Here is a 23,568-nt window from a genome sequence, read left to right on the forward strand (position 1 = left end):
AATGAATAAATTTTTGAATGAAAAACTCCATAGTCTGGAAACCACAATTCATGAATGTGAGTTGGAAACCGATTATTCCATACAACGTATAGAAACCATTATTCACCTCATTGTAAACTGTCTGTCTGAAGTAAAAGAATATGTTCTAAAAAGAGGTTTTAAGAATACAGATGAAGAAATCCGTTTTTTCAAGTATCAGAAGCCTGCAATTGTGGCAAAGCTCGTTTACTACAATGCCATTTATAAAATTGAAACCAAAAAGCCAAACAATAGTAAGGCTATAAAAAAATATCTAAATGAAGAATTGAGAAAACTCAAAAAGTATTTTGACAACAATCTCGAATTTTATAAATACTACCGGACTAATAATTCTTTCATTGATGACAAGCTCTTTATCAGAGGTAAATATGATATAAAATTGAGTCTGGATACTGTTTATTTTGAAACCGACCACAGATTTTCCACGTCTCATGATTACAAAGCGGCGAAGATTATAGCTAATGACCTGATACGGGTTTATCTTGAAGATCAGCTTCATAACACGCATCAAAATAAGACTTCTGAAAAGCCTGTACTGAACTGGACAGGTAGCAAAACAGCATTAACGGAGTTGATATATGCTCTATATGCACACGGCATATTTGACAATGGAAATGCCGACATCAAGGTTATTGCCAAAACATTTGAAAGCACATTTAATATTGACTTAGGAGATTTTTATCATACATTTTTGGAACTGAAAGCCCGAAAAATAAACCGAACGAAATTCCTTGACAACTTACGTGATGCACTGATTAGAAAAATGGATGAGTACGATGATAAGTAGTTTTGTTTGATAATACCCGCAATGTAGTTTATCCATAAGATATAAACATTTGCTTATTTGAATTTGATAACTTTGCAGGATGAAACGGAAAGGAAACCATCTAAGATAATGAGTAAATAACCAGGACAATATCTAAGTCTGTAAGACAATAAAAAATCGTGAAAAAACACATAAAAATAGGGTTTTCGGACATTGGCGGGATTTATATCGGTAAAGACATCCAGACCAGCGAACATCTGCATCACGCTATTACCGTTGCTGTATCGTTTTCAGATGAAATTGATTATTGGTGTGAGCGGCAAAAGGTTTCCTGCAAGGGAGTAATTATGCAGGCTAACACTATCCGAAAACTTGTCAATCCTGATAACAGCTACATTGCTTTTATCCATATCGAGCCTTTCTCTGAACAAGGCTTAAAACTAACCGACAGAAAAGAGCCCTTCAAACAATTATCGCTTATTCAGGTAAAAAATATAACCAAACGTTTAGAAAAATGGCTTTCAGATGAGCAGAATGACGAGAGCTTGACCAAAAAAATAATTGACAAAATTATTTCCGAAATTGGCTATACTTCTGGTATTGCGATAGACAAAAGAATTAGAAAAGCAATAGATAAAATCCGAAAAACAGAAGACATAACGCTCAAACAGATTTCTGAACACAGCCATTTATCAATGTATCGGTTTTCTCATCTTTTCAAACAGCAAACAGGAATATCTTTTAGAGAGTTTGTTTTATATACGAAATTAGTCAAATCCCTAAAAGCAGTTTATCAAAAACAGAGCCTTACACACTCTTCTTATTTAGGTGGTTTTTCAGACCAAGCACATTTTACACGAACATATTATAAGGCATTCGGCATATTGCCCTCTCAAAGCGTAAAATAGCAACTCCGTTCAATTTTATGGCAGGGTTAATAACAATCTTTGCCTAAAAATAATTGAATATGAAAACATTAGTTGCTTATTTTACGATTAAAGGCAGAACAGAAGAAGCCTTGAAATTCTATGAAGATTGTTTTGGAGGACAGACAATTTTTGTACAACGGTATTCAGAAACACCTTATCAGGTATCGGAAGCCTATAAGAACAAAATTGCCCACGCTGAATTTAAAGCGGAAAACGTTCATTTCTATATTTCTGACGGTTTTGAAAAGGAAGAAATCAGTTTTGGAAACGGTATTGGAATGACAGTAAATTTTGATAATCCTGATGAACAAAAATCAGTTTTTGAGAAATTGAAAATTGACGGAAATGTAACATTTGATTTTTTCCAAACAACGATTGACACCAACCTGGTGTGTGTCATAGATAAGTTTGGGGTACATTGGTATCTGAACTATGTAAAATAACGTCTGCCAAGAAAAAGGGAGCTTATAAAAAGCCCCTTTTATAATACCCCTCTTGGTAAATGAATGCCTTTTGTTCGCACAATACTTTCCGAAACCTTTGGTGTTTCTTGCTGTTTTTCAGTTTGTTCTTCGGGTTCGTCGTGTGTTTTGGGCTTGATAGATAACTGTATTTTCCGCTCAACAGAAGCCAGCTCGGTTTTAAGTTCGTTCAATCGGTTCTCTTTACTCCACGTACCGTTCAACACTTCATGAAGAACAGGTAAATCCTTTTTAATTTCGGCTATTCTCTTTTGTTCCTGTTCAATGTAGGAAGGTAGTTTTTCCAGTGCATTAAGGAAATTCATAGATGCCAGCTTCTCATCTTTGGCAAGGATACCGTTGTTGTAGGTATATTTGATATTTCCCTCGCCCTGTATCAAAAATCGGTTTACCCGAATATCCGCACCGTCCTTTTGCGACATTTCCGTTTTTACCAAAAGCTGAAAACCGTAGAGGCTTCCGATTTCCTCATAATCCCCCCCTGTACGGGATTTGTCCGCAAGCTGATTGAGCTTTGTACCGATTTGTTTTGTATCCGCATTTGGCGACAAGCCGTCCAGCTTAATAAGGTTAGCAACAGTACCATCCGACAGTTTTTGAATACGCCCTTGCAGGTTATTCCAGTCAAGGCTCATACGGTCAAATCGGGATTGGGTTCTGTCGAGTTCTGCCGTATAGTCTTCCAATTTATATTTGGCACTCGATTTTGAACGGTTGAACGATTGCCTTTCGCTTTCCAGTCCGGCAATCTGTTTTTCTATTTTAGCTTTGTCCAACAGGTCGGTATTGCCCATAAGAATAGCCACGTATTCTGAGAAGTTCATGCCCGATTTTTCGTCCATACTGCCCTCGTCAATCGTCCGTTTGCCGAGATTATTGGATTTTAACTGGTCGATAAATAGCTGTTTGTTGTACAGCAGGTTGAACTTGTAACTGTCCAACGATTTTTCTACTGCATAAATAATGACATCCACTTTATTGTTGTTAAAATGTTTGGCTATTTCATTGCCTTTTCGGATAGCCCGACCATCCCTTTGGGCAAGGTCGGACGGTCGCCAAGGCGTATCCAGATGATGTACGGCAACGGCTCTTTTCTGTGCATTGACACCTGTACCGAGCATACTCGTAGAACCGAACAACACACGGATTTTACCGCTGTTCATTCCTTGTATAAGTTCTTTGCGTTGCTTGTCATTTTTCGCTTCCTGTATAAAGCGGATTTCGTGTGCAGGTATGCCGTGGTCTTCCGCCAACTTGCGTTTGATTTCGGAGTAGATATTCCATTGGTTCGGTTTGTATGTTCCCAAATCCGAAAACACGAATTGCGTTCCTTTCTGTGCATTGAATTTGTGGTAATACTTAGCGATATTATTCGCACAATGCGTAGCCTTGTTGTCGGGGTGGTCTTGGTAATGAGGGCTTACCATCCGCATATCCAAAGACATCTTACGGGCGTAATCCGTAGCGATGAGCATTTTTGCTTTTTCCTCTTTTTTAGATAAAGGTTCTCTGCCCAATAATTCGCCTTTGCCTGTTTTGGCAAACTCCATCAGCTTTTCGATAAATTGCTCCTGGTCTGGCGTAGGCGGTATGTTATAAAACACCTCGTTCTTTTCTGGGCGGTCAATACCAATCATTTCCGCAGTACGGTAATCCGTGATTTCGGAATAGAATTGAGCCAGTTCCGGTACTTTGATAAAGTATCGGAAACGCTCTTTTGCCACGATATTATTAGCTACCGAAAATTCATAATCGGTCGTTTTCTTTGCATAAATCGCTGCCCACGCATCAAAGGAGTTAATACCCTGTTTTGCCAATGCTCTTGGTCGCAGGTATTTAAAGAGCAGGTACAGTTCGGTAAGCGAATTGCTTATGGTAGTTCCCGACAGGAAAGTTGCCCCCATATCCGCATCAATACGCTCCTGTATGGTACGGATAGCAAACAGCAGGTTCAGTGCCTTTTGGCTTCCCTGTTGATTGCCCAATCCCGCAACCCTCGAATGCCTTGTGTTGAACATCAGGTTTTTGAATTGGTGGCTTTCGTCTACAAACAAATGGTCTATACCCATCATTTTGAAATCTACAATGTCATCTTTGCGGTTTTCAATATCGTGTTGCAGCGTTTTGAGCTTTACTTCGAGGTTTTCCTTTTGTTTTTCCGCTCCGGCAAGCATACCTCTGGTTACTTCATCTCCTTGACTACGCAAAACATCAAGATTTTCTTCTACGCTGTCTAATTCGATTTGCAGGATTTCCTTTTGTATTTCGGGTGATTGCGGTATCATCCCGAATTGGTCGTGTGTGAGTATCACACAATCCCACTCGTTGTTTTTAATATCACCGAAAATCCGCAGACGTTTTTCGGGCGTAAAGTCATCAATGCCCGGATAGAGGATTTTGGCGTGGGGATAAGCGGTGCGGTAGGCTTCGGCAATTTCGGGTACATTGGCTTTCAGTCCGATAATCATCGGTTTGTGTGCCAAGCCCAAACGCTTCATTTCCTGTGCTCCCGTACACATTATCAACGTCTTTCCTGCACCTACTTCGTGGTCGCAGATAGCACCGTTGTTGAGCTTTATCATCCAGACCGCATCCTTTTGGCTCGAATACAGGTCGTCAATCTCCAATCCCTTTCGGTCTAATCCCGGAAACTCCTGATGTGAGCCGTCGTAGTTCGGGCGGACAAAACAGTTAAAGGTGTCGTTGTATTGGTCGGTCAGCCTTTTTTTGAACACATCGTTTTGGGCGTGAAGCCAATCGGTAAAGGCAGTTCGGATTTCGTCAATCCTGGTATTCGCCATTTGTATGGCTTCCATATCCCTTACCTTAACATCTTTGCCATCTACCTGTACTGTTTTAGAAATATCGGGCGTGGTATTGATGAGGGCGTGTTTGAGCAGGGCAATTCCGTCATACGTCCGGCTTTTGGCTTTGACCGCATATTTATCCCAAATGTGTACGTTCTTTTGCTTACAGGTTACGGAGAAATCGTCGGCACTATCGGAGTAATGGATACGGACTTCTGTATCGAAAAGGTGCGATGCAAACCGGGCATAAATGCCTGCGGGTATCCAGCGTTCGCCGAGATTAAAATCGAGTTCCTCAAATTCGATACGTCTTGGTCTTGCTTCCTCTAATACGGTAAGGCTTTCTTTGGCTTGGGCATCATCGGGATTGTTTTCGAGGTGGGCTCTGACCTCTTGTGCTTTCTCCACAACGTTGCCCGCAACCCAACGTTCAGCAATTTCATATTCCTTTTCGAGCGGATTGTAATAAATACGACCGTGCAGGGCTTCCCTCAAAGCATCAGCAGGCATATTGCTGATTTCGGACATATAGCCCAGATCCACGCTCCCGTATTTGTTCAGCGAAGCGGATAACGCTTCTTCGGGATTGTCGGTTGTTATGGTTACAGTTGAGAAACTTACAGGACGACTGAAAATATCCGATTTATGAATAATACCGCCTTTTACACGCTCCAAATAAGGTATTTCCTTTCCGGCACTATCTGTTTTTATCAACTTGATGTTATCGGCATTGTTAAGGTTCCCGTACCGCTTCACAAAGGCATCGTAAAGACGGTTAAGAGTTTCCCTTTCTTTTTTATGCTCGATCTGTTGTTCTGCTTCTTTGGTGTATAGCAGTTGATAAACATCACGCACCCCGATATACGCTTCGGCTCTTGCTTTCTGTAAAGGCGGCAATTGCAAGGGGTGGAAAACAGCCGTACCGTCTTTTGCCTCTACTTCTTGCAGATGACCCACCCAGCCATTATCCACGACAAGGCAGTCGTTTCGGTGGAATGCTTGCAGTTCGCCACTGTACGGAGCAGGTTCGGGGATGGTGTTGATTGCTATGTCGGGATCGGCTGGCTTATCAGCGTGGCCATTCCCGCCAACTTGTGAAAACAAGTCGCCGATTATTTCCTGTCCGGTGTTGTTCGGTCGAGTGTTTCTCTTTACTGTACCGTTTGAAGCAGGAGGCGTGTAAGATTGTTGCATTGTACCGCTGAACAGGTCGGTTTGCCGACCCATAGGAGCACGCCTGCTTTTTACTGTCTTTCTTTTACTCTGGGTAGTTTTCTTTGGTGGAGCAAGAACCGCTACGGGTTCCCCTGCATTCTCAAACAAATCGAAAATGCTCAGTTGCTTTAATTCCTGTGGACTTTCCTGAACGGTTGCAGGTGGAATATTTCGTTGTTTAGGTGGTTCCGTCTGAACTGTTAAAGGTTCGGCAACCGGAGGTGCGACTGTCGGGGTAATTGGTATTGGTGTGATGGGGTCATCGTTCCGTTTGCCTTTGTATAAACCTAAATCCAAATATTTTCCAAAATCATCGGAAAGCATTTGATTGAGGTCTTTTGCTATGCCCTCAATACCCCCTTTGTGAGTATAGATGAGAGCAGGTTGTCCGTAAGGATCGGTGTCTATTTTTTTGTCGGTATGAACCACCCTGTCGAGATCTCCCAATAATACGTTAGTTGAGAAGTTTTCCGCTGTTATGTATGTGCCGCAGAACTTATTTTCTCTCCAGGAATTTTTTTGTTTTTGTATATCTTTTTGTAATATGATTAAATCACTTCCAACCTCTGTACCTGCATAATCCGTAAACAGGTTATTCGGCAATCGAATAGCCGAAACCAGATTGTTGTTTTCCATTAACGCCCTGCGTATTGGCTCATTCTTTGGACTGTTCAGAATACCCTGAGAAGTAATAAACACCTGTAAACCGCCCTCACGAAGCATGTCATTTCCTTTTAAGAAGAAATAATTGTGGATGCTGCGGGCAGCCTGTACTTTTGCGGGGTCTTTGCTTCGGGAAAACGACAGATCAAATACCGAAGTATCCCCAAAAGGGATATTGCTTGCAATTACAGCATACGAGCCTTGCTCTTTTTCAGGTATCTCTTCAAATCCGCTAATGCGGATAGTGCTTTCAGGATAAAGGTGCTTTAATATTTTGCCTGTGAGCAAATCCTTTTCATAAGCAGTAACTTTAGCCTCCCGGTTCTCTGCAAATGATTGTATAAAGGAGCCGATACCTGCGGAGGGTTCGAGGAATGTATCAATATTAAGACCGCTATTCCTCAATGTCGAAGCAATCGTATCTATGACCTGTGGTGGTGTATAAAAAGCAGTCAGTACCGAGCTTTTCATACTATCTACATACCGACGGTATTGCTTATCGTCTTCGGAATTTTCTTTGAGCAGTTTATGGAGTTCCTGTGTTATCGGAAAAAGATCATGTTCGGTTTTTCGCCAATGATTGATGTCTATTTCATTCGCTATGGGATTCAACACGAATTTAAGACCGCCAAATCCGCTGTAACGCTTCATTAGCAGTCTTTCCTCTGCGGTGGCTTGTCGTCTTTCCTTTTCTAATGTAAAAGCAATCCGCAGGGCTTCGATGTTGTGCTGGAGGTGTTGCCTTTTACTGAAGCCCATTTTCCTCTATCCATATTGCGATAGTTCCCGTCAGTTCGGTATAGAGGACATCAAACTCATAACCGTAAGCGAAATCATCTGTCAGTTTATATTTGGCAAAAACAGGCTCACAGACGGGAAACATTTTGAAGGCGAACGGTCGCAGTTCCTCGTCTGCCATAAGGGTATCAAACTCATTGCAGACCACTTGAAAAATGGTATCGAATTTGGAGAAATGCAGGTTTTCAAACAGAATGTAATTGGCTATCTCATTGCATTGGTCGATAGCGTTGCCGGAGCGGAACGCTCCCTCATAAGCATTCGCTGCCCACGAGGAACGCTGGTCGATAAATTTTTGATCGTTGGCTTTTTCGGGAAAGCTCGAATTAAGATGCTCTTGCAGTCGTAAACGGAAATACGACAAGTCTTTTTGCTGTGTACTCATAATAATTTTTGTTTAGAAATTTTGCGTAAAGCCTAAAATTAGAGTAGAGATCAAGAGCCTTTGAAGATGTGGCAGGGTTTGGCTTTGAGAGGCAGGATTTGTCGTAAAACGTAGTTGATGTAAGGGCTTAAAAATGTACTTTTGTTTGTTATAAATTTTAATCCATTATCATAATGAATGAACTAATCGAAAAAATCAACGCAAGCATTGAAGCATTCAAAGCTGATGCGGAATTACAGGCAGAAAAAGGGAACAAAGCCGCAGGAACAAGAGCCCGTAAGGCTTCTCTTGAATTGGAGAAACTTTTAAAAGAGTTTAGAAAAGTTTCGTTGGAAGCATCAAAAAACTAAAATAAAACCCTCTGAAATTTCAGAGGGTTTATTATTCGTTCAGAAGTTGAAGCATCCTGCCGACTTCTATATCCATTCTGGAAAAAGCAAACCATTTTTTGCCCAGGTCTTTTAGCGAAGCTCCAATATGATACAGTTGCGTCTGGTCTATGATCAAAAATCGGTCATGGGCATCGGAGAAAATCTCAATTTCAATCGGGGGATATTGGCTGTTGTATCGTTGTAAGTCCAGCCTTAACTGATTGCTGATATTTTTGGTGTAGATTTTTGCTGTTACGTTATCCTTACGTTTGCCCAACAAGGTCAGCACTGTATCATCTGTGTAATTATCGAGCAGGATAATTGATTTATCGGCACTTCGGATAATGTCTGATACAAAGGTATAGGCATCAAAGACCTGTCCATTGTAAAAGATACCTTTTTCGCTATGGAGCTTGTCACTTTCCAAAGCCTTAAAGATTTCTTCAAATTTTTGATCGGCTTCTAATTGCTTTAATTCAATATTATCCAAACGATGGAATAAAGAAGCATTGCTAATAAGCATTCTACGCATTTCTACAAATGCTTCCATAATTTCTACACTGACTTTGACAGCAACATCAGAACGAAGTATAGCAGAAGCCATTGCAACCCCTTGTTCGGTAAAAACATAGGGCAGGTAACGCCGTCCACCGTAACTCAAACTTGAGGTTCCAATTTGGAACCTCAAGTCTTCAACTTCCTTATCGGTCAGTTGAAAACAAAAAGAAGCAGGAAACCGCTCAATATTTCTTTTTACGGCTTTGTTGAGGTTCTTTGTTTCCACTTGGTATAAAGAAGCGAGATCGCTGTCCAACATCACTTGCTTGTCACGTATGGTATAAATCAGATTTTTGATTTCTTTAGGTACAATAGTCTGTTTATTTTCCATTTCGTTTATTGCTTTTCTTGTTCTCAAACTCAAACGAACTCTCGGCATTTTCTTTTAGCACGATGTAAGCATCGAATTTCTTTCCGGCTTTGCTTTTCATTCCTTTGATTAACGAGGTTTTGCCTTTATTGACAAGGCTCGTTATATCATCTATCCCGATTTGCACTCCACATACATTGCGGAACTGCACCCAGCTACAATTTTCGTCAGGACATTTGACAATCTTGTCACGGATAATGAGTTGCCGGGTTTTACATTTCGGGCAGGCAAGTTGGGGTAGGTTCCCGTTGGCAATGGAGGTTTGTAACAATTCATCCGTGATGGATTTGGCATAAGTTTCCATCTCCCTCTGAAATACCCTTGCATCTACTTCGTTGTTTTCAATTTTCTGTAATGCTAATTCCCATTCGGCAGTCATCGCTACATCTGCAATTTTACGGTCTTTGACCAATTCATAAACCTGTAATCCTTTTTCGGTCGGGATTAAAGATTTCTTTTCCCTTTGGATATAATTGCGGGTAAACAAGGTTTCGATTATTGCGGCTCTTGTCGCAGGCGTACCGATGCCGATATTTTGCAGGGCTTTCCGTTCTTCTTCATTTTCTATTTCCTTACCAGCGGTTTCCATAGCTGACAAAAGTCCGGCTTCGGTATAAAGCACAGGTGGTTTGGTTTTCTTCTCCAAAACGGAGGCTTCTTTTATTTTTAGTTCATCGCCCTTTTTAAGTTCGGGCAAATCCTGTATCGGTTCGGTGTCTTCATCCATAAAATTGCCTTTTATGGAACGCCAACCTGCATCCAGGATCTTACATCCTTTCAGCGTAAAATCATAGTGTGAAACTTCCAATGCTATATCGGTTATCTCTTTGACACAGGCTTGCGAAATGGCTTCGAGCAAGCGAAAGGCAATCATGTTATAGACTTTTGTTTCGTCTGCGTTGAGTGCGGACGGGATTTTATCAGTAATCAACAATCCATGATGGTCAGTAACACGGAGATCATTTACAATCCGTTTATTGAAACGACCCCATTTCATTTTGGCTATGGCTTGTTTAAAATTTTCGTTGTCCTGCAAGGCTCTTACGAGATTGGGAATCTCACTCCACATATCTTCAGGGATGTATTTGCTTCCTGTACGTGGGTAGGTGATGAATTTCTTTTCATAAAGGCTTTGAGCGATGTTCAGGGTTTGTTCGGCAGACAGGTTCAGCTTTTTGTTTGCTTCCTTTTGCAAGCCTGTAAGGTCAAAAAGCAAAGGTGGTTGCTCCGTTGCGTTTTTGCTTTCCACAGCTACAACCGTAGCAGTGCCGTGTCTTCCGATTAACCGCAATGTATCATTTGCGAGCTTTTGGTCTTCCCATTTGGTTTTAGAAATGCTTTTAAAATCTATATCCTCTTTTCGGTGCAACAACTGTATTTGCCAATATTTCTTTACCGTAAAATTCTTGTTTTCCAAATAGCGTTTACAAATTAACGCCAATGTAGGTGTCTGCACTCTGCCGAGTGAATAAATGCCGTTGCCTGCGGCTATGCTCAATGCTTGTGTGGCATTGATACCTACCAACCAATCGGCACGGCTTCTGCCTTGTGCTGCCTGATACAATCCGTCAAATTCTTTTCCGTCTTTCAGTTTCTCAAAGCCTTGTTTGATGGCTCTTTCGGTAAGCGAGCTTATCCACAGCCGTTCAAAGGGTTTACGGCATTTCAGGTGTTCATAAATGTATCTAAAAATAAGTTCGCCCTCACGCCCTGCATCGGTCGCAACGACAATGCTATCACTACGTTGAAAAAGTTGTTCGATAACTTTTAGTTGTTTCAATGCTCCTGTATCGGCTGTATAGCCTTTGTTCTTTTTGACTTTTCGGACAGTCAAAATAAACGGATTGGGGAGTATCGGCAATGATGCCTGATCAAACCCCGAAATTCCGTAATCTTCGGGCATTCCCAATCCGACCAAATGTCCGAATGCCCACGTAACAAAATAGCCATTCCCTATAAGGTAGCCGTCCTTTTTTTCGGATGCTCCCAACAGGCTGGCTATTTCTTTTGCTACGCTTGGTTTTTCTGCTATAACTGTTTTCATAACTAACTAACTTTTCTACCTCTTGATTTTGCAGGCTTGTTTTGTTGCTCCTGCTGTTTTTCATTTTTAGGTCTTTGTTGCCCGGACTTCAAAGGCTCTTTGATGTTTTTGGTCGCTTCGTTGGTTTTACCCTGCGAATTGACGGCAGTTTGCGTTTTGTGGGCTTCGGTAGGTTGCATTCTTTCTTTATATTGATTTGGAAACTCAAAGCCAGTTTTTCCGGTGTCTTTGTTGAACGTGATGTAACCGTTATACGTTTGCCCTTTCTTATCGACCAGACCTGCCATATACACGGTTTGACCCGCTTTGAAATCCTTATACTGCTCATCGGTCAGTTCCTTACCCCGAAATGTTTTTGGGGCTTCCTGTGGTTGGCTTTGCTGATTGTTTTGTTGGTTATTTTGCTTTTGTCCGTTGGAGTTACTACGGTCAAACAAAAATTCAGTATAGCGTTTATCAGCATTGTACTGTACGGTTGCCGAGAACTCCGTTCCTTTTGTGGAAATCATCCCCTCCAATTTGAGCGGTTTGCCCTCCATTAAGGTTTGCTTTTGCTCATCGTTCAGTTTTACCCCCTTAATTTCATCGGGAATTTTAATGAAATCTGTTCGCAGGGCAATTACATCATTGGTAAGCCTGTCAATACTGATAATAGACGGCATTAGTTCGCCTGTTTTAGAATTGATTAGATTAACCACACGCCCCATGTTACCTGTTTCGAGCAGGTTTTTCTTATCCTCATCTGTAAACTTGTGTCCGAAGAACTCAAAATGCAGATTAGGTTCTTTTTTGATACCGTGTATTGCCACGATAGCATTTCCGTCTTCGCCTTGCTGTAAAGACAGGCGGGCATCTGTGCGGAGGATGGAACCGCCGAGATTGATGCCTATTGGCACAAGTTCGTTGGTTTTATAACCTCTTAGCAAAGGATCGAGCAGGTTTCTTTTTTCAAGATATTCCTTACTCAATCCGATATTTTTCATTGTATCCCAATCGATCTGCTCCGGCTTGTAGCGGTATTCGCTTGTTTCCGGTGTTGTTTGTGCTGTTGCCATATCATTTTTATTTTCTTGTTTATTATTCTCTTGTATGTCGGTTTTTACTTCGTGTTCTTTCATCATCTTTTCGCCCTCCGGAGTGGGCTTGTCAACCTGCTTCTGCATTTCCTTTGCCTTTTCAATAGCTTCGGGTTCAGCAACTTTAAAAAATGAAAAGTTGGTTGGATTTTTCAGTTGACTGAAAAAGTTAGAGAAGAAATTAGAGAAGAAATCGCCATGCTTATCCACACGCATAAATTGATTTTGATTCTTTTTCGTGGGGTCTACGGTTTCCATTTTTCCGTTTTCGTCAATGCTCTTTACGGCTTGGATTTTCATTTTTTCTTTATCCAGCACTAACAATATGTCCGATAACTGTTCGGGCATTTCCTGCTTGTTTGTTATTTCTTCGCTCATAATCATAAAAATTTAAAGTTCATCGCCGAAAGTAAAGGAAGCGTTCACTGACTTGCCCGATGTGGCACTCAAAGGCAGTATTTGTCGCTCATTGGCTTTCTATTTGTTCGCAGGAGGGTTAAAGCTCTCCCTGATGAACTGATGCACATCGGACAGCTTGTAATACAGCTTTCCGCTTATTGTGTAATAGGGTAGCTTTCCAATGGAGCGATACCGTTGTAGAGAGCGGTTGCTTATTTTCAGCATTTGCAGTAAGTCTTGATTATCCAGCAATTCTTCGCCATCAATGCTGTTTCGTTTCTTTTGCAAGTCGTCTATATTGTCGCTCAGCATATCGAACCTGTCCATTATACGTTCCATCCACGACAAAAATTCCATTCTATCAATATTCATAAGGATAAGTTTTAAAGTTTGTCGGATTTTATTTTTCTACCTTTTTCGATATAGCTTTTGCCCTTTTCCATAAGTTGTTGTACATACTCGTCACTACTCTGTATGGCATTGGCATTGAGCATATCCTTAATTGCTCCGATGGTATAGAAATATTGTCCATAGATTTTTGAATACGCTATCTCGCTTTTATTACGCATACGCCACAAAGTCTTTTCGCTGATGTGCAGATATTGGCATACCTCGTGGTTATTGAGCCACAGATCGTCATAGCTTGTGTCTTCCAATCTTTTCAGATAATCAGCAATAGCGTTGATACGGCTATTTAGATTTTTCCACGCTTCTTCTTCTATAGTTATGATTTTCATTGCATAGCTTTTTAAAGTTCACTATGCAAAATTGCCAAAGGTGGCAGTGTTTGTCCGCCAACCTTCGCCAATTGGTTTGGGCATTTTTTGAAAATTTTTACAATTGAAAAAAAAACTTATCAGATAAGGGTTTTAAGGGATTTTAAATGTTTCGTCAACGGATTCAACCACCGTTCGCCAATTGGTGTATATTGGCAAATGATACAAACAAAAAAGCAGTACACGGTAATGTACTGCTTTGAAAATAAGACGATCATAAACTAAAGGTCTTTATCCATATATTCTTCCAATGAGTTTTTGAGCTGGTCTAAAAATGCAGTTCGGGAACCGCTTCGGGTTTTCATTCTGTGGAAAGCGTGATGTATATCGTTTAGCGGTGTTTGGAATAAAACCTGAAATATCAAGGCTAATTTTTTGATACCGATTTTTCCGTAGCTAACAGAATTTGAGGCATAGATAGCGTATATAAGCTCAATAAGTGCGTTTTGCGAGTTCGTCCAAGAAATATCCATGTTGGCATCTCCACTTATCAAAACCATTTCGGGATTTTCTTCGGGATTGATTTTAGTAAGTAGATAATTATACAGTAATTCATTTGCAATAATATGGGCAACCCGATTGTCATAATACGTTGAGAAATTAAGGTCAATTTCAAAGACACCGCTATTTAACCCATCGTGGTAGTTGATTTGTCCGAGCCTGAAATAAGTATGGTCACGGTCTGTTCTCCCTGCACGGTAATACTTGTAAAAATCCGTATTACAGATACTATCCTTGTATTCGGATTTGAGATTTTTTAATTCATTTTCAAAATAGGCATAATACATTTTGCCGTTGCTGACAGGGCAGGTCGTTTCAATACGGAATACCTTGTTATAATAAATGAGCTTTCCTAATATCTCTGGTTTGATATTCTTGAAAAAGTCAACCTCCTGTTGTTCATCCTTAAATCCAGTTTGTAAGACTGAAGATTTTACAGAACACAGCATTTCTCTTAGGAATATGGTCATTTCATAAGCCTCTTCCGATGTTCGCATCATTTGAGAAGATACTTTGTCTTCCTGATGCCGAATTTGCAATAATATTTTGCTCAACGTAATTTCCATAGCATAGACTTTTTAAGTGTTTGACACTATTTGTTTCGGAGCTATATCTATTGTCGGTATGGCAAAATTTGAAAATAATATTGAAACTTTTTCCACAGATTCCCCCATATTGGGAAAGATTTTCATTAACGGATGTACTTTAGTAGCTGTGAAAAGATAAAAAAGGGCAAAGTATTTAGTGTTACTTTACCCTTATTTTATTAAATTTGCACTAATGATTTACAAGGTAATCAAGTGAAAGTGAGTGCAACAAGCACCATGACTAAATCGTTACCGATACGGTTTTCAAATCTTGTAAACTACTCTTTATAAACAACTTTTAGCCTTATTAATCTTTTTTAATAAAAAAAAGACCTTTATACCACCTATGTCAGACATGAAGATAAAACTATAATGAACAGCACACAGTCTGAGGTTTCCGGGGCAAAATATCTTCACAAAAAAGTATATATTCTTACCAGCAAAGACAGTTTTTCTGCATCAGAAGCACTTGCTTACTTTTTACAACAGCATAAAGTGGCTGAAGTGATAGGTGAAAAAACAGGCGGAGCCGCTAATCCCGTAGATCATTTTATAGTTCAAAATCAATATTTACTCCTTGTTCCTTCCGGAAAAGTAAGCTCATTGGTCAATCAAAAAAACTGGAACCATGTTGGTGTAATTCCAGATCAGGAAGTAAAAGCCAAAGATGCTTTAAAAGTTGCTCATATAAAACTATTGAAAAATATACTAGCAACAGGGACAAAAACAGAATTAACCTCATCTGAAATAGAAAATCTCATTCAAAAATTAAAATCAAATTCCTGAAATTATAAACTAAAAAATAATTCCAGCAACTATATAATTAGATATTAAAACTTAAACCATAATAGAATGAATCCATTATTTTTAATTCCAGTCGTAGTAATCATTGCAGGTGTAGCCTTTATGATTTTCATGAATAAGAAACACAAAACAGCGAAATCAGAAATTGATTTAGATGCTGAAAGAACTAAATATAACCAATACAAAGAGGAACTTTTAGCTCAGGATTTTTCAAAATTAACCCAATGGATGAATGGTAAACCCATCGATGCTTTTACTTCTGCGTCTGTTCCCCAATCCACAGCCAATAAAGTACAGGAAATTATAACTGATGGGATAAAGAATATAGCCTTATCTGCAATAGGCATAAAGCTGAAACGAATCGAAACACATTGTTTTTGGGTTTTAAGTGGTAACAATTTACACTTTTTCAGTACCAATACTATTGGCGAGTTAGATGAAAATATAGTATTTGATAATTTCAGAATTGAAACAGCCAGTCTTCAATATGGAGGGATCTTGAAGTCACAGTTAGGAGTTTATGCAAAATCATCAGAAGAATATTTACCTCAAACGTATATTATCACTTTTGATATTGATGGAAATTCGCTAGCTCTTGAAATTCACGATAGACTTCACTATGCAGTTGATCCCGGAGATATGCTTAACTTAAAAAAACAATTAGAATCAAGAGCAAAATACCAGGTAGTTGGAGAGAGATTTGTGAAAATTTTGCAGGATAAATTCTCTAATTTAAAAATGTCTTAATGATTAAAAGTATGAAAAGTTTAGGATTACTATTTTTTTTAGGAGTTAGCTTGCTCCCTATCAAAAGTCTTTCACAAGCTAAAGTGATTGCAGGGGACCGCAACTTAACAAAGAGCAGAATCAGCCTTTCGGATAAACTATCTCAATATATGAAAGCTCAGACTGACGTGAATGGATTCAGTGGTACGGTTCTGATTGCCAGAAAAGATTCAGTGCTTTTGAGAGAGGCTTATGGCTATGCAAATTATGAATGGAAAATAAAAACAACCACCAATGCAAAATATAGTCTGGCTTCTGTAAGCAAGCAGTTTACCGCATTAGCAATTCTCCAATTGGCAGAGCATAACCTTTTGTCTGTTGACGATCAATTAAATAAATATTTTCCGGGCTTTCCAAAAGGTGATCAGATCACTCTTCACATGCTGCTTTCCCATATGTCTGGACTTCAGATGGATTTTGATGAACTATATCTGAATCAGGTTGCTTTAACTCAGGATCAGGTATTGAAGCATATTATTCAAAAAGAATTCTTATTTACACCTGGAAAACAGACGGCATATAGTAATATTGGTTATTATTTACTGGCTCGGATTATAGAAAAAGTAAGCGGCAAAAGCTATTCCGAGTACTTAAAAGAAAATATTTTTACTCCACTAAAAATGAATGAAACTGGAGTAATGACCAATGATGAATTAGTCGCGAATATGGCTGACAGATATACCAAAAATGGAAAAGATTATACTAAAAATCCATATATTAACTGGTCGTTCAATATTGGACATGATGGAATTTACTCAACAGTTAATGACCTTTTGAAATGGGATAAAGCATTATATGGTACAGCCATTTTAAGTGAAAAGATGAAGCAATTGATGTTCACATCTTATAATGACCAGAATTTTGGCTATGGTTTTTTGGTTAATCCTTTTTACAATCAGGGACATACATTGATTGCACATGATGGAGGTTTCTTTGGCGCAATGACTTCTTTTAATCGATATGTAGATGATAATTTGTCAATTACTGTTCTTTCTAATAATCAGTCACCGTCTTATATGATTGCTTATGGATTGGCTGCAATATGCTTTGGTAAAGAAGTAGAACTTCCGTATCATCATAAGATTTTTAAAAACAATATTTCACTTTACAAGTCCTTTACAGGAAATTATGGAGATATTAAAATTTTTGAAAACAATGGAAAGCTTTATTATAATGACATGGATATTGAATTATTTCCGGAATCAGACAACAAATTTTTCAGGTCGGATGATGATAACAGAACCGTGGAATTTATTAAAGACGCCAATGGAAAATATTCTGCTATTAAAATAAGTAAGGCTGGGGTAGTGGAATTACGAAAGAAATAATACAATATTATGACCTTTTATTTAGGGTATTGAAGTTCCATCAGTTGCCAGATTGTAAAAACAGAAGTATCTTTTGAATTCTCTACACGAGTGCCTTTCTTTACAAATAGAAAATTGGAATGTAAAAAGTTCTTATCATTTTTATCTCTGGAAAAGCTAGGGTAGTAGAATAACCAGGCATTTAATGATTTAAGATCCCAGAAGTAAGCATCTCCCGGAGAATCTTTTCTGCGTTCAAATTCAGGATATTGCTTTTTAAGCTGTTCAAGTAATGCTGTTATCTCATCCTGTTTTACTGTGGTATACCGGAAGCCAAGATACCTTTGAGATTTACGATTGTCCACATACATTTGAAGATTGTTATAATCTGCTGCTGCACTATTTGGATAAGCATAAGTTTTCAAGTTTATATTACCTATTCTGAATTTATCCAATTGATCAGTTTGATAGGAATATACCCCATAATTTACATCCTGAGTTTCTTGTAGTTTATTGGTGTGAATAAGTTCTGTAACTGGCTGACCAAACGGTATGGATAGAAGGTCATTTTTCTGTGAATCACATGAAACCATCCCAAAAAAGCCAAGTAATAATAAATATACTCTCATAATCTTTAAATCTAAGAAAAAATTGCATAATAAATATAAATAGAAACCTTTGAAATAACATTAAGCACATTTTATATTATAACCATTTTAAAGCTGAGTTTTTCATTAAAGATGTAAATATATCATATAAATACTTACTTTTGTACCGCTTCACACGGGGGATTGGCGCAGTTGGCTAGCGCGTTTGACTGGCAGTCAAAAGGTCACGGGTTCGAATCCCGTATTCTCCACTTAAAAAATAAAAAGACTTGTAATACTGTATTACAAGTCTTTTTATTTATTCTATCATTATAATGATTTTCGGCTGTATAAGTGATTGATAAGTAGTTGTTTGTTTTATTTTTAAACTTAGAGTCGTAGAACTACGACACTTTTTAAAATAATGTCTATTTCATTTTGTCGTGAATTCTAAACGATATATATTGCAAATACCAAATCACTAAAAAAACTTATGAAAAAAAACAGAACACAACTTCTGAAGAAGTACATTCTTGTACTTAATGCATAATTTCTTTCTTAGAGAAATTTAATAGTGTCTTGCTCATAACAGTTAATTATTAGTATTGCCAATGAGACCGGTAAACTATTGTCTGTTACTTGAGCCAGCTGGTCTCAACCAATACCATATTATTACACAACTGAAAAAATTATGTCATGTTTAAAGATGATAAAAAACTTCCCAAAACGGGAATACATTCAGATAAACCAGATTTTGTAAATACGATTAAAGAAAAAGTGAACATTCCGGATGTTCAAAATGCTACTTCACAGGTTAAAAATATAACGAATACAGGTAAACAAATCCTCAATCAGCCATTATTGCCCAATGAATCTGCTATTGTCAAAGAAAAAGTTTGGTCAAAGCAACCTACTTCAAAAATTTATAAAGCAGAAACGATTCCGTCAAATGCTATTGCTGGAATCAATCGTGTTGTGAAGCTGGATATTCATGTTGAAGGTACCCCAATAAAGTATTTTAAACATTTTAAGCTCAAACAAAGTGCAACGAAACACCATGAATTTGATCTTGTACTAGCTCATGATACTTTAGGAAAGGCAGAAAACCATAATCTTGAAACGATACAGAATTTCTTGGGTAAAAGAATTACCGTTGTTTTTAAATATAAAGATGTGGAAGAAGGTCCTGAACGAAACTTTGTAGGAGTAATTACTGAAGTGGGTTTCAGTCAGGAAAAAGGAAGTCTTGGAAATCTTGTACTTTCGGGGTGTAGTCCAACGGTTTTATTAGATGCTGCTCCCCATATTCAGAGTTTTGGTGGAGGGCAGCCTATGAGCTTAAACAGTATTGCTTCAGAAGTCATTAAAGAAGGATTAGGACAAGGTAAATTTGATTTCAGAGTTGATGCAAGACACGGAAATGTTTCCTACAGTTGCCAATATGAAGAAACGCACTATAATTATCTTGCCAGAATGGCTGAAGCCTATGGTGAACAATTCTTTTACGATGGAGAAGTTTTGCATTTTGGACAACTACCACCACAGGAGAAACCGATAATGTTAACTTATGGAAGTAACCTTACTGATGTTAAAATCAAAATGAAGGCACAACACGTTAGCCCCTCATTTTATGGGTACAATAGTAGTAAAAATGAAAAATTTAAAGGCGGAAGCCCAAAGATTAATCATACCTCTGATATAGCCAAACGTGCTTATGAAATTTCAGAAAAAACTTTTCAAACCCCATCATTAAGAATAGCACCTATCAAAGCATCATCATTCATGGATATTGATGCTTCCCAAAAAGGAACGGCAGGAAGTAACGCATCACAAGTTTTCATTACATCAGGGAATACAACAGTTCCATTTCTTTATCCGGGTTGTATTGCTGATATAGAAATGCGGAAAACAGATACTAATGAGACCGAATATTTCACTAAACTCATGCTGATAGAGGTAACTCATGAAGTAGATGCCAGAGGATATTATGATGGCTCTTTTCATGCAATTGCGTCCGATACAGGATTTATTCCAAGACCTGAGTTTGTGATTCCGGTGGCAGAACCTCAATTCGGAAAAGTAATTTCCAATACAGATCCGGAAAATCAGGGACGAGTGCAGGTTCAGCTTGACTGGCAAGGTGGGCAGGATACTACAGAATTTATCCGTGTAATGTCTCCCGATGCTGGAAGTAGTGAAAAAGTAGGCAAAAACAGAGGATTTATGTCTGTTCCCGAGGTTGGAGATCAGGTGATTGTCAATTTTGTTCATCTTCATCCTGACAGACCTTTTGTGATGGGCGGAATGTACCATGGTGGTATTGGTTCCGGTGGTGGAACAGGAAATAATATCATGAGTTTTAGTGGAAGAAGCGGCGCAGAACTTAAATATGACAATGGAGCAGGCTCTATGAATCTTAAAGATCAAGGGGGCGCAAGCATGTTCTTTGACGGAGCTGGAAATGCAACCACTAACGCCAATAAGAACAAAGAAGTAAATGTAGGGAATGATAATACAGTAAGAGCAGGAAATACCAATATGATTAATGTAGGAGATGCTTCTGTTCTTCAAATGGATAAAAACGGAAAAGTTTCCCTTACAGCGAATACTGAATTTAAAATTGTGGTAGGAGCAAGTACTGTAATTATCGATAAAGAAGGGAAAATTACCATCAATGGAAAAGAAATTAAAGTAGATGCAAAAGAAAGTCTGGATCTTTCAGGAAAAGACAGTACCAAAATAGGAGGTAAAAATGTGGGGATAACAGGAGGTGATGATGTGCAGATTAACAGTAAAAAAGTAAATATTAATAAGTAGGAGAATGGAGATTGGAAAAGAATATATGTATAACACTGCTATTACAGGAAGAACTAAAGTACACAGTCTAGACAGCAATTATAAGATTAACATTAAAACCTCTGTAATTTATAAAGGAAAAGATCCCGATGAAGACTATCACATTTTTGAAATCACGGAAACAGATTATGAATTAGAAATGTATGAAGATCCTTTAATTGTTCAGATTACTGAAATGACCAATAAAGTTTGCAGCATTTACAATACGCTGGAATTAGGGATCAATAAAAAAGGAGAGATTGCCAAAATCTATAACGGGGATATGATCCGTGAAAAATGGAAAGGCGTAAAAGAATGGCTTACCAACGCTCATCCCATTGAAGCTTATGAGATAATTCGTGCTAAAGAATATGAACTGACCAATGAAGAAATGGAAATAAAAAGCATACGCTACATCCATTTTATCTACCAGTTCTTCTATATTTTCGGAAAGGAGCCGATGCTGGAAGGATCTAAAAGCTACCTTAAAAGAGAAGATATGGACCGGTTCGGAGCCGGAGTTGTTATTCCTATTAACCTTTCTGTATCGGAGAGAGAAACAGAACAGGGATTTAATGAATGGAATGCAGAAGGAAAGATGATCCGTGATGAAAAAATGATCCGAAGGCTACGGGAATTTGCAAAAGACAATTTTATGCATCCCGAATATCAAGTAAAAGGAAAATACCTGTATGATGACCGGATATTGTTAAAATCAGATTTTACCATTACCGAGAAACTGGGGGAGTTTTTCTATTATCACTGTTATATGGATACTCATTTAGAATTGTAACATTATGGAAGAAGAACAGTACCTTACCGAAAAACATTACCTGGTTTGTGACAAAGGAGTAGCTCCGAAGCAAATGAAGGTAACCAGTCAGGATTTTGTAACCTTCAGCGGAGATAAAGCTGCTACAGAGCTGGATACCTTAAAAGGAAATAACTTTGTATGTCTTGGCAGTGTAGCTTTTATGGCAGGTGCCGTGGCTGGAATTGCTGTAGGGATATGTGCTATGATTCCAGGACCTGGTTGGCTGGTTGCTGCCATTATTGCTGCCGCCATTTTGGCTGCAGTAGCTATTGGGCTTATAAAATGTAAAGCTGCAGCTTCCCAGAGAATCTGGACCAATACTTCTCAAAAGTTCTCTATACAGGACCATAAAACACTTACCCTTTCTTCTATTATGGTTTGCCCTGCAGAAGGCGGAACTATTACAGCCAAAGAAACAGTTTGGGAAGCGTGGGGAAGTGCCGCCCTTACCAATCTGGGGCATGTTGCCAATTTTGCTTTTGGATTTCTTGCCGGTCGTGGAGCAGTAGGCATGGTGGGTGGTGCTGCAGGAGCGACTACCGCTGCGGGAGTAACCGGTGCACGACAGACTGCCGTTACTTTTGGCCGTGAATTTACCCGTCAGTTTGCCAATACGGCACGAAAAGAATTAATAGAGCAGTTTACTTTTAAAGGGTTTAAAAATGCATCATTGTTCTGTAAAACCATGCGTGGACTGGGAATTGGAGGGGCTTATTATGAACAATACAATATCTGGAGCAGTGATAAAGATGTTCTTGAAAAGTTAAAAGACAGTGGCGTAAGTCTTGTATTAGGTATTTTTGCAGCAAAAGGAGCCACATTGGTTTGTTTTCCTGCAGGAACAAAAGTTCACACACCAAATGGAATGCAGAACATTGAAGATCTTTATGAAGGTGACCTTGTCTTAACGTATAACGAAACTACCAAACAGCAGGAATATAAACCTATCTTTACAAAGCACGAAAGGTTTACCCAGCAAATGCTTTCTTTGGAGCTACCCACTGGAGAATTCGTACGCGTGACTCCTGAACATAGGTTTTTCTGTAATGATGAATGGATAGAAGCCGGAAGCCTTAAAGCTGGAGATCTATTACATTTAAAAGGTGGAGATTATACAACTGTTATCAGCATAGAAGTCTTGCCTCATTACGAAAAAGTTTATAATTTTGATATTGAGGATAATGAGAACTATTATGTTACCGAGGATGGAATTCTGGTGCATAATGGGTATAAACCGGAAGCTGGAAGTCCTGAACATAGAGCTCAAGCGTGGGAGGACTATCAAGAACGAGGTGGAGAATGGAGTAAAGATAGATGGGATAAAACTTATGATGCTAATATGCAAAATGCTAACAAAGGGAACGCAGCAGCAGATAGTTATCATAATGAAATAGGTTGGGGATCTCGAGAGCAAACTGTTAAAGTGAAAATTGATGGAGAAGAAGTTAATCGACGGTTAGATATTGCAGATGTAGATGCTAAAATGGGGGTTGAAGTAAAATCAGGAAATTATTTTTCCAGAACTGATGATATTAAATACGAAATATTAAGAGATAAACAGCTCGTAAAAGATGGATGGGATATTGAATGGAGAATTGAAGGAGGAGCAAGCCAGCCATTAATAGACGAACTAAAAGCAGCAGGAATCAAAGTTACTCATATTAAATAA

At 38.7% G+C, this 23,568-nt stretch carries 19 protein-coding genes and 1 tRNA gene; 11 read left to right on the plus strand and 9 right to left on the minus strand.

Translation table 11 applies throughout. The annotated features are described in order from the left end of the window. Position 1: 1 nt before the first annotated feature. The 3 genes from BW983_RS19300 to BW983_RS19310 all read left to right on the plus strand — a co-directional run bounded on the left by BW983_RS19300 (position 2) and on the right by BW983_RS19310 (position 2,177). Entirely contained in the window at positions 2 to 826 is an 825-nt protein-coding gene (locus BW983_RS19300; RefSeq protein WP_072997308.1) for an RteC domain-containing protein, read from the plus strand. A 158-nt stretch (positions 827 to 984) separates the two neighbouring features. Then, a complete protein-coding gene (locus BW983_RS19305; RefSeq protein ID WP_072997309.1) occupies positions 985 to 1,713 on the plus strand; it encodes a helix-turn-helix transcriptional regulator in 729 nt (242 codons plus the stop codon). Positions 1,714 to 1,772: 59 nt separating this feature from the next. Next, positions 1,773 to 2,177, plus strand: coding sequence for a VOC family protein (locus tag BW983_RS19310; RefSeq protein WP_072997310.1), 405 nt, complete (start codon positions 1,773 to 1,775; stop codon positions 2,175 to 2,177). A 38-nt stretch (positions 2,178 to 2,215) separates the two neighbouring features. Here BW983_RS19310 and BW983_RS19315 read toward each other — a convergent pair whose 3' ends face one another. Together BW983_RS19315 and BW983_RS19320 are read right to left on the minus strand one after the other, a co-directional pair. Further along, positions 2,216 to 7,660: a helicase-related protein gene (locus BW983_RS19315; RefSeq protein ID WP_072997311.1), complete on the minus strand. Its 5,445-nt coding sequence runs from the start codon at positions 7,658 to 7,660 to the stop codon at positions 2,216 to 2,218. Next, on the minus strand, positions 7,647 to 8,084 hold the full coding sequence (locus BW983_RS19320; protein ID WP_072997312.1) for a DUF1896 domain-containing protein: 438 nt from the start codon (positions 8,082 to 8,084) through the stop codon (positions 7,647 to 7,649). Before BW983_RS19320 ends, BW983_RS19315 begins: the two co-directional genes overlap by 14 nt. 173 nt (positions 8,085 to 8,257) lie before the next feature. Between BW983_RS19320 and BW983_RS19325 the strand changes: the two genes are divergently transcribed. Continuing rightward, positions 8,258 to 8,434 (plus strand): histone H1, encoded by a 177-nt coding sequence (locus tag BW983_RS19325; RefSeq protein WP_072997313.1) that lies wholly within the window; start codon positions 8,258 to 8,260, stop codon positions 8,432 to 8,434. A 31-nt stretch (positions 8,435 to 8,465) separates the two neighbouring features. Here the strand turns inward: BW983_RS19325 and BW983_RS19330 are convergent, their stop codons facing one another. The 6 genes from BW983_RS19330 to BW983_RS19355 form a co-directional block, all read right to left on the minus strand. Continuing rightward, the gene (locus tag BW983_RS19330; RefSeq protein ID WP_072997314.1) at positions 8,466 to 9,344 is read right to left on the minus strand and encodes an ORF6N domain-containing protein; all 879 of its coding nucleotides are present in this window, start codon (positions 9,342 to 9,344) and stop codon (positions 8,466 to 8,468) included. Further along, positions 9,334 to 11,427 (minus strand): type IA DNA topoisomerase, encoded by a 2,094-nt coding sequence (locus BW983_RS19335; protein WP_072997315.1) that lies wholly within the window; start codon positions 11,425 to 11,427, stop codon positions 9,334 to 9,336. Before BW983_RS19335 ends, BW983_RS19330 begins: the two co-directional genes overlap by 11 nt. 2 nt (positions 11,428 to 11,429) lie before the next feature. Beyond that, positions 11,430 to 12,881, minus strand: a complete 1,452-nt coding sequence (locus tag BW983_RS19340) for a DUF3945 domain-containing protein (RefSeq protein ID WP_072997316.1) — start codon at positions 12,879 to 12,881, stop codon at positions 11,430 to 11,432. Between the two features lie 99 nt (positions 12,882 to 12,980). Beyond that, positions 12,981 to 13,274, minus strand: coding sequence for a helix-turn-helix domain-containing protein (locus tag BW983_RS19345; protein ID WP_072997317.1), 294 nt, complete (start codon positions 13,272 to 13,274; stop codon positions 12,981 to 12,983). Positions 13,275 to 13,285: 11 nt separating this feature from the next. Beyond that, the gene (locus BW983_RS19350) at positions 13,286 to 13,639 is read right to left on the minus strand and encodes a helix-turn-helix domain-containing protein (RefSeq protein ID WP_072997318.1); all 354 of its coding nucleotides are present in this window, start codon (positions 13,637 to 13,639) and stop codon (positions 13,286 to 13,288) included. A gap of 260 nt (positions 13,640 to 13,899) precedes the next feature. After that, positions 13,900 to 14,745 carry an RteC domain-containing protein gene (locus BW983_RS19355; protein WP_072997319.1) on the minus strand — a complete coding sequence of 282 codons (846 nt, stop codon included), beginning with the start codon at positions 14,743 to 14,745 and terminating at the stop codon, positions 13,900 to 13,902. A 393-nt stretch (positions 14,746 to 15,138) separates the two neighbouring features. On the opposite strand from BW983_RS19355, the gene BW983_RS19360 reads away from it, so the two are divergent. The 3 genes from BW983_RS19360 (at position 15,139) to BW983_RS19370 (ending at position 17,684) form a co-directional block, all read left to right on the plus strand. Continuing rightward, a complete protein-coding gene (locus tag BW983_RS19360) occupies positions 15,139 to 15,552 on the plus strand; it encodes a S41 family peptidase (protein ID WP_076553448.1) in 414 nt (137 codons plus the stop codon). Between the two features lie 66 nt (positions 15,553 to 15,618). Next, entirely contained in the window at positions 15,619 to 16,317 is a 699-nt protein-coding gene (locus tag BW983_RS19365; protein ID WP_076553449.1) for a Z-ring associated ZapG family protein, read from the plus strand. After that, a complete protein-coding gene (locus BW983_RS19370; RefSeq protein ID WP_228409041.1) occupies positions 16,317 to 17,684 on the plus strand; it encodes a serine hydrolase domain-containing protein in 1,368 nt (455 codons plus the stop codon). The genes BW983_RS19365 and BW983_RS19370 overlap by 1 nt, the downstream gene beginning before the upstream one ends. A gap of 17 nt (positions 17,685 to 17,701) precedes the next feature. Here BW983_RS19370 and BW983_RS19375 read toward each other — a convergent pair whose 3' ends face one another. Next, positions 17,702 to 18,292: a hypothetical protein gene (locus tag BW983_RS19375; protein WP_076553450.1), complete on the minus strand. Its 591-nt coding sequence runs from the start codon at positions 18,290 to 18,292 to the stop codon at positions 17,702 to 17,704. 156 nt (positions 18,293 to 18,448) lie between these two features. Here BW983_RS19375 and BW983_RS19380 point away from each other — a divergent pair. From BW983_RS19380 to BW983_RS19395, 4 genes are all read left to right on the plus strand, one after another. Then, positions 18,449 to 18,522: transfer RNA gene (locus BW983_RS19380), tRNA-Ala, on the plus strand. A 424-nt stretch (positions 18,523 to 18,946) separates the two neighbouring features. Continuing rightward, positions 18,947 to 21,067 (plus strand): type VI secretion system Vgr family protein, encoded by a 2,121-nt coding sequence (locus tag BW983_RS19385; RefSeq protein WP_084184589.1) that lies wholly within the window; start codon positions 18,947 to 18,949, stop codon positions 21,065 to 21,067. A gap of 4 nt (positions 21,068 to 21,071) precedes the next feature. After that, complete coding sequence (locus BW983_RS19390) at positions 21,072 to 21,878, plus strand: hypothetical protein (protein ID WP_076553451.1); 807 nt, start codon at positions 21,072 to 21,074, stop codon at positions 21,876 to 21,878. 4 nt (positions 21,879 to 21,882) lie between these two features. Next, positions 21,883 to 23,568 carry a Hint domain-containing protein gene (locus BW983_RS19395; RefSeq protein WP_084184590.1) on the plus strand — a complete coding sequence of 562 codons (1,686 nt, stop codon included), beginning with the start codon at positions 21,883 to 21,885 and terminating at the stop codon, positions 23,566 to 23,568.

Source organism: Chryseobacterium ureilyticum (assembly GCF_900156735.1).
Lineage (GTDB): Bacteria > Bacteroidota > Bacteroidia > Flavobacteriales > Weeksellaceae > Chryseobacterium > Chryseobacterium ureilyticum.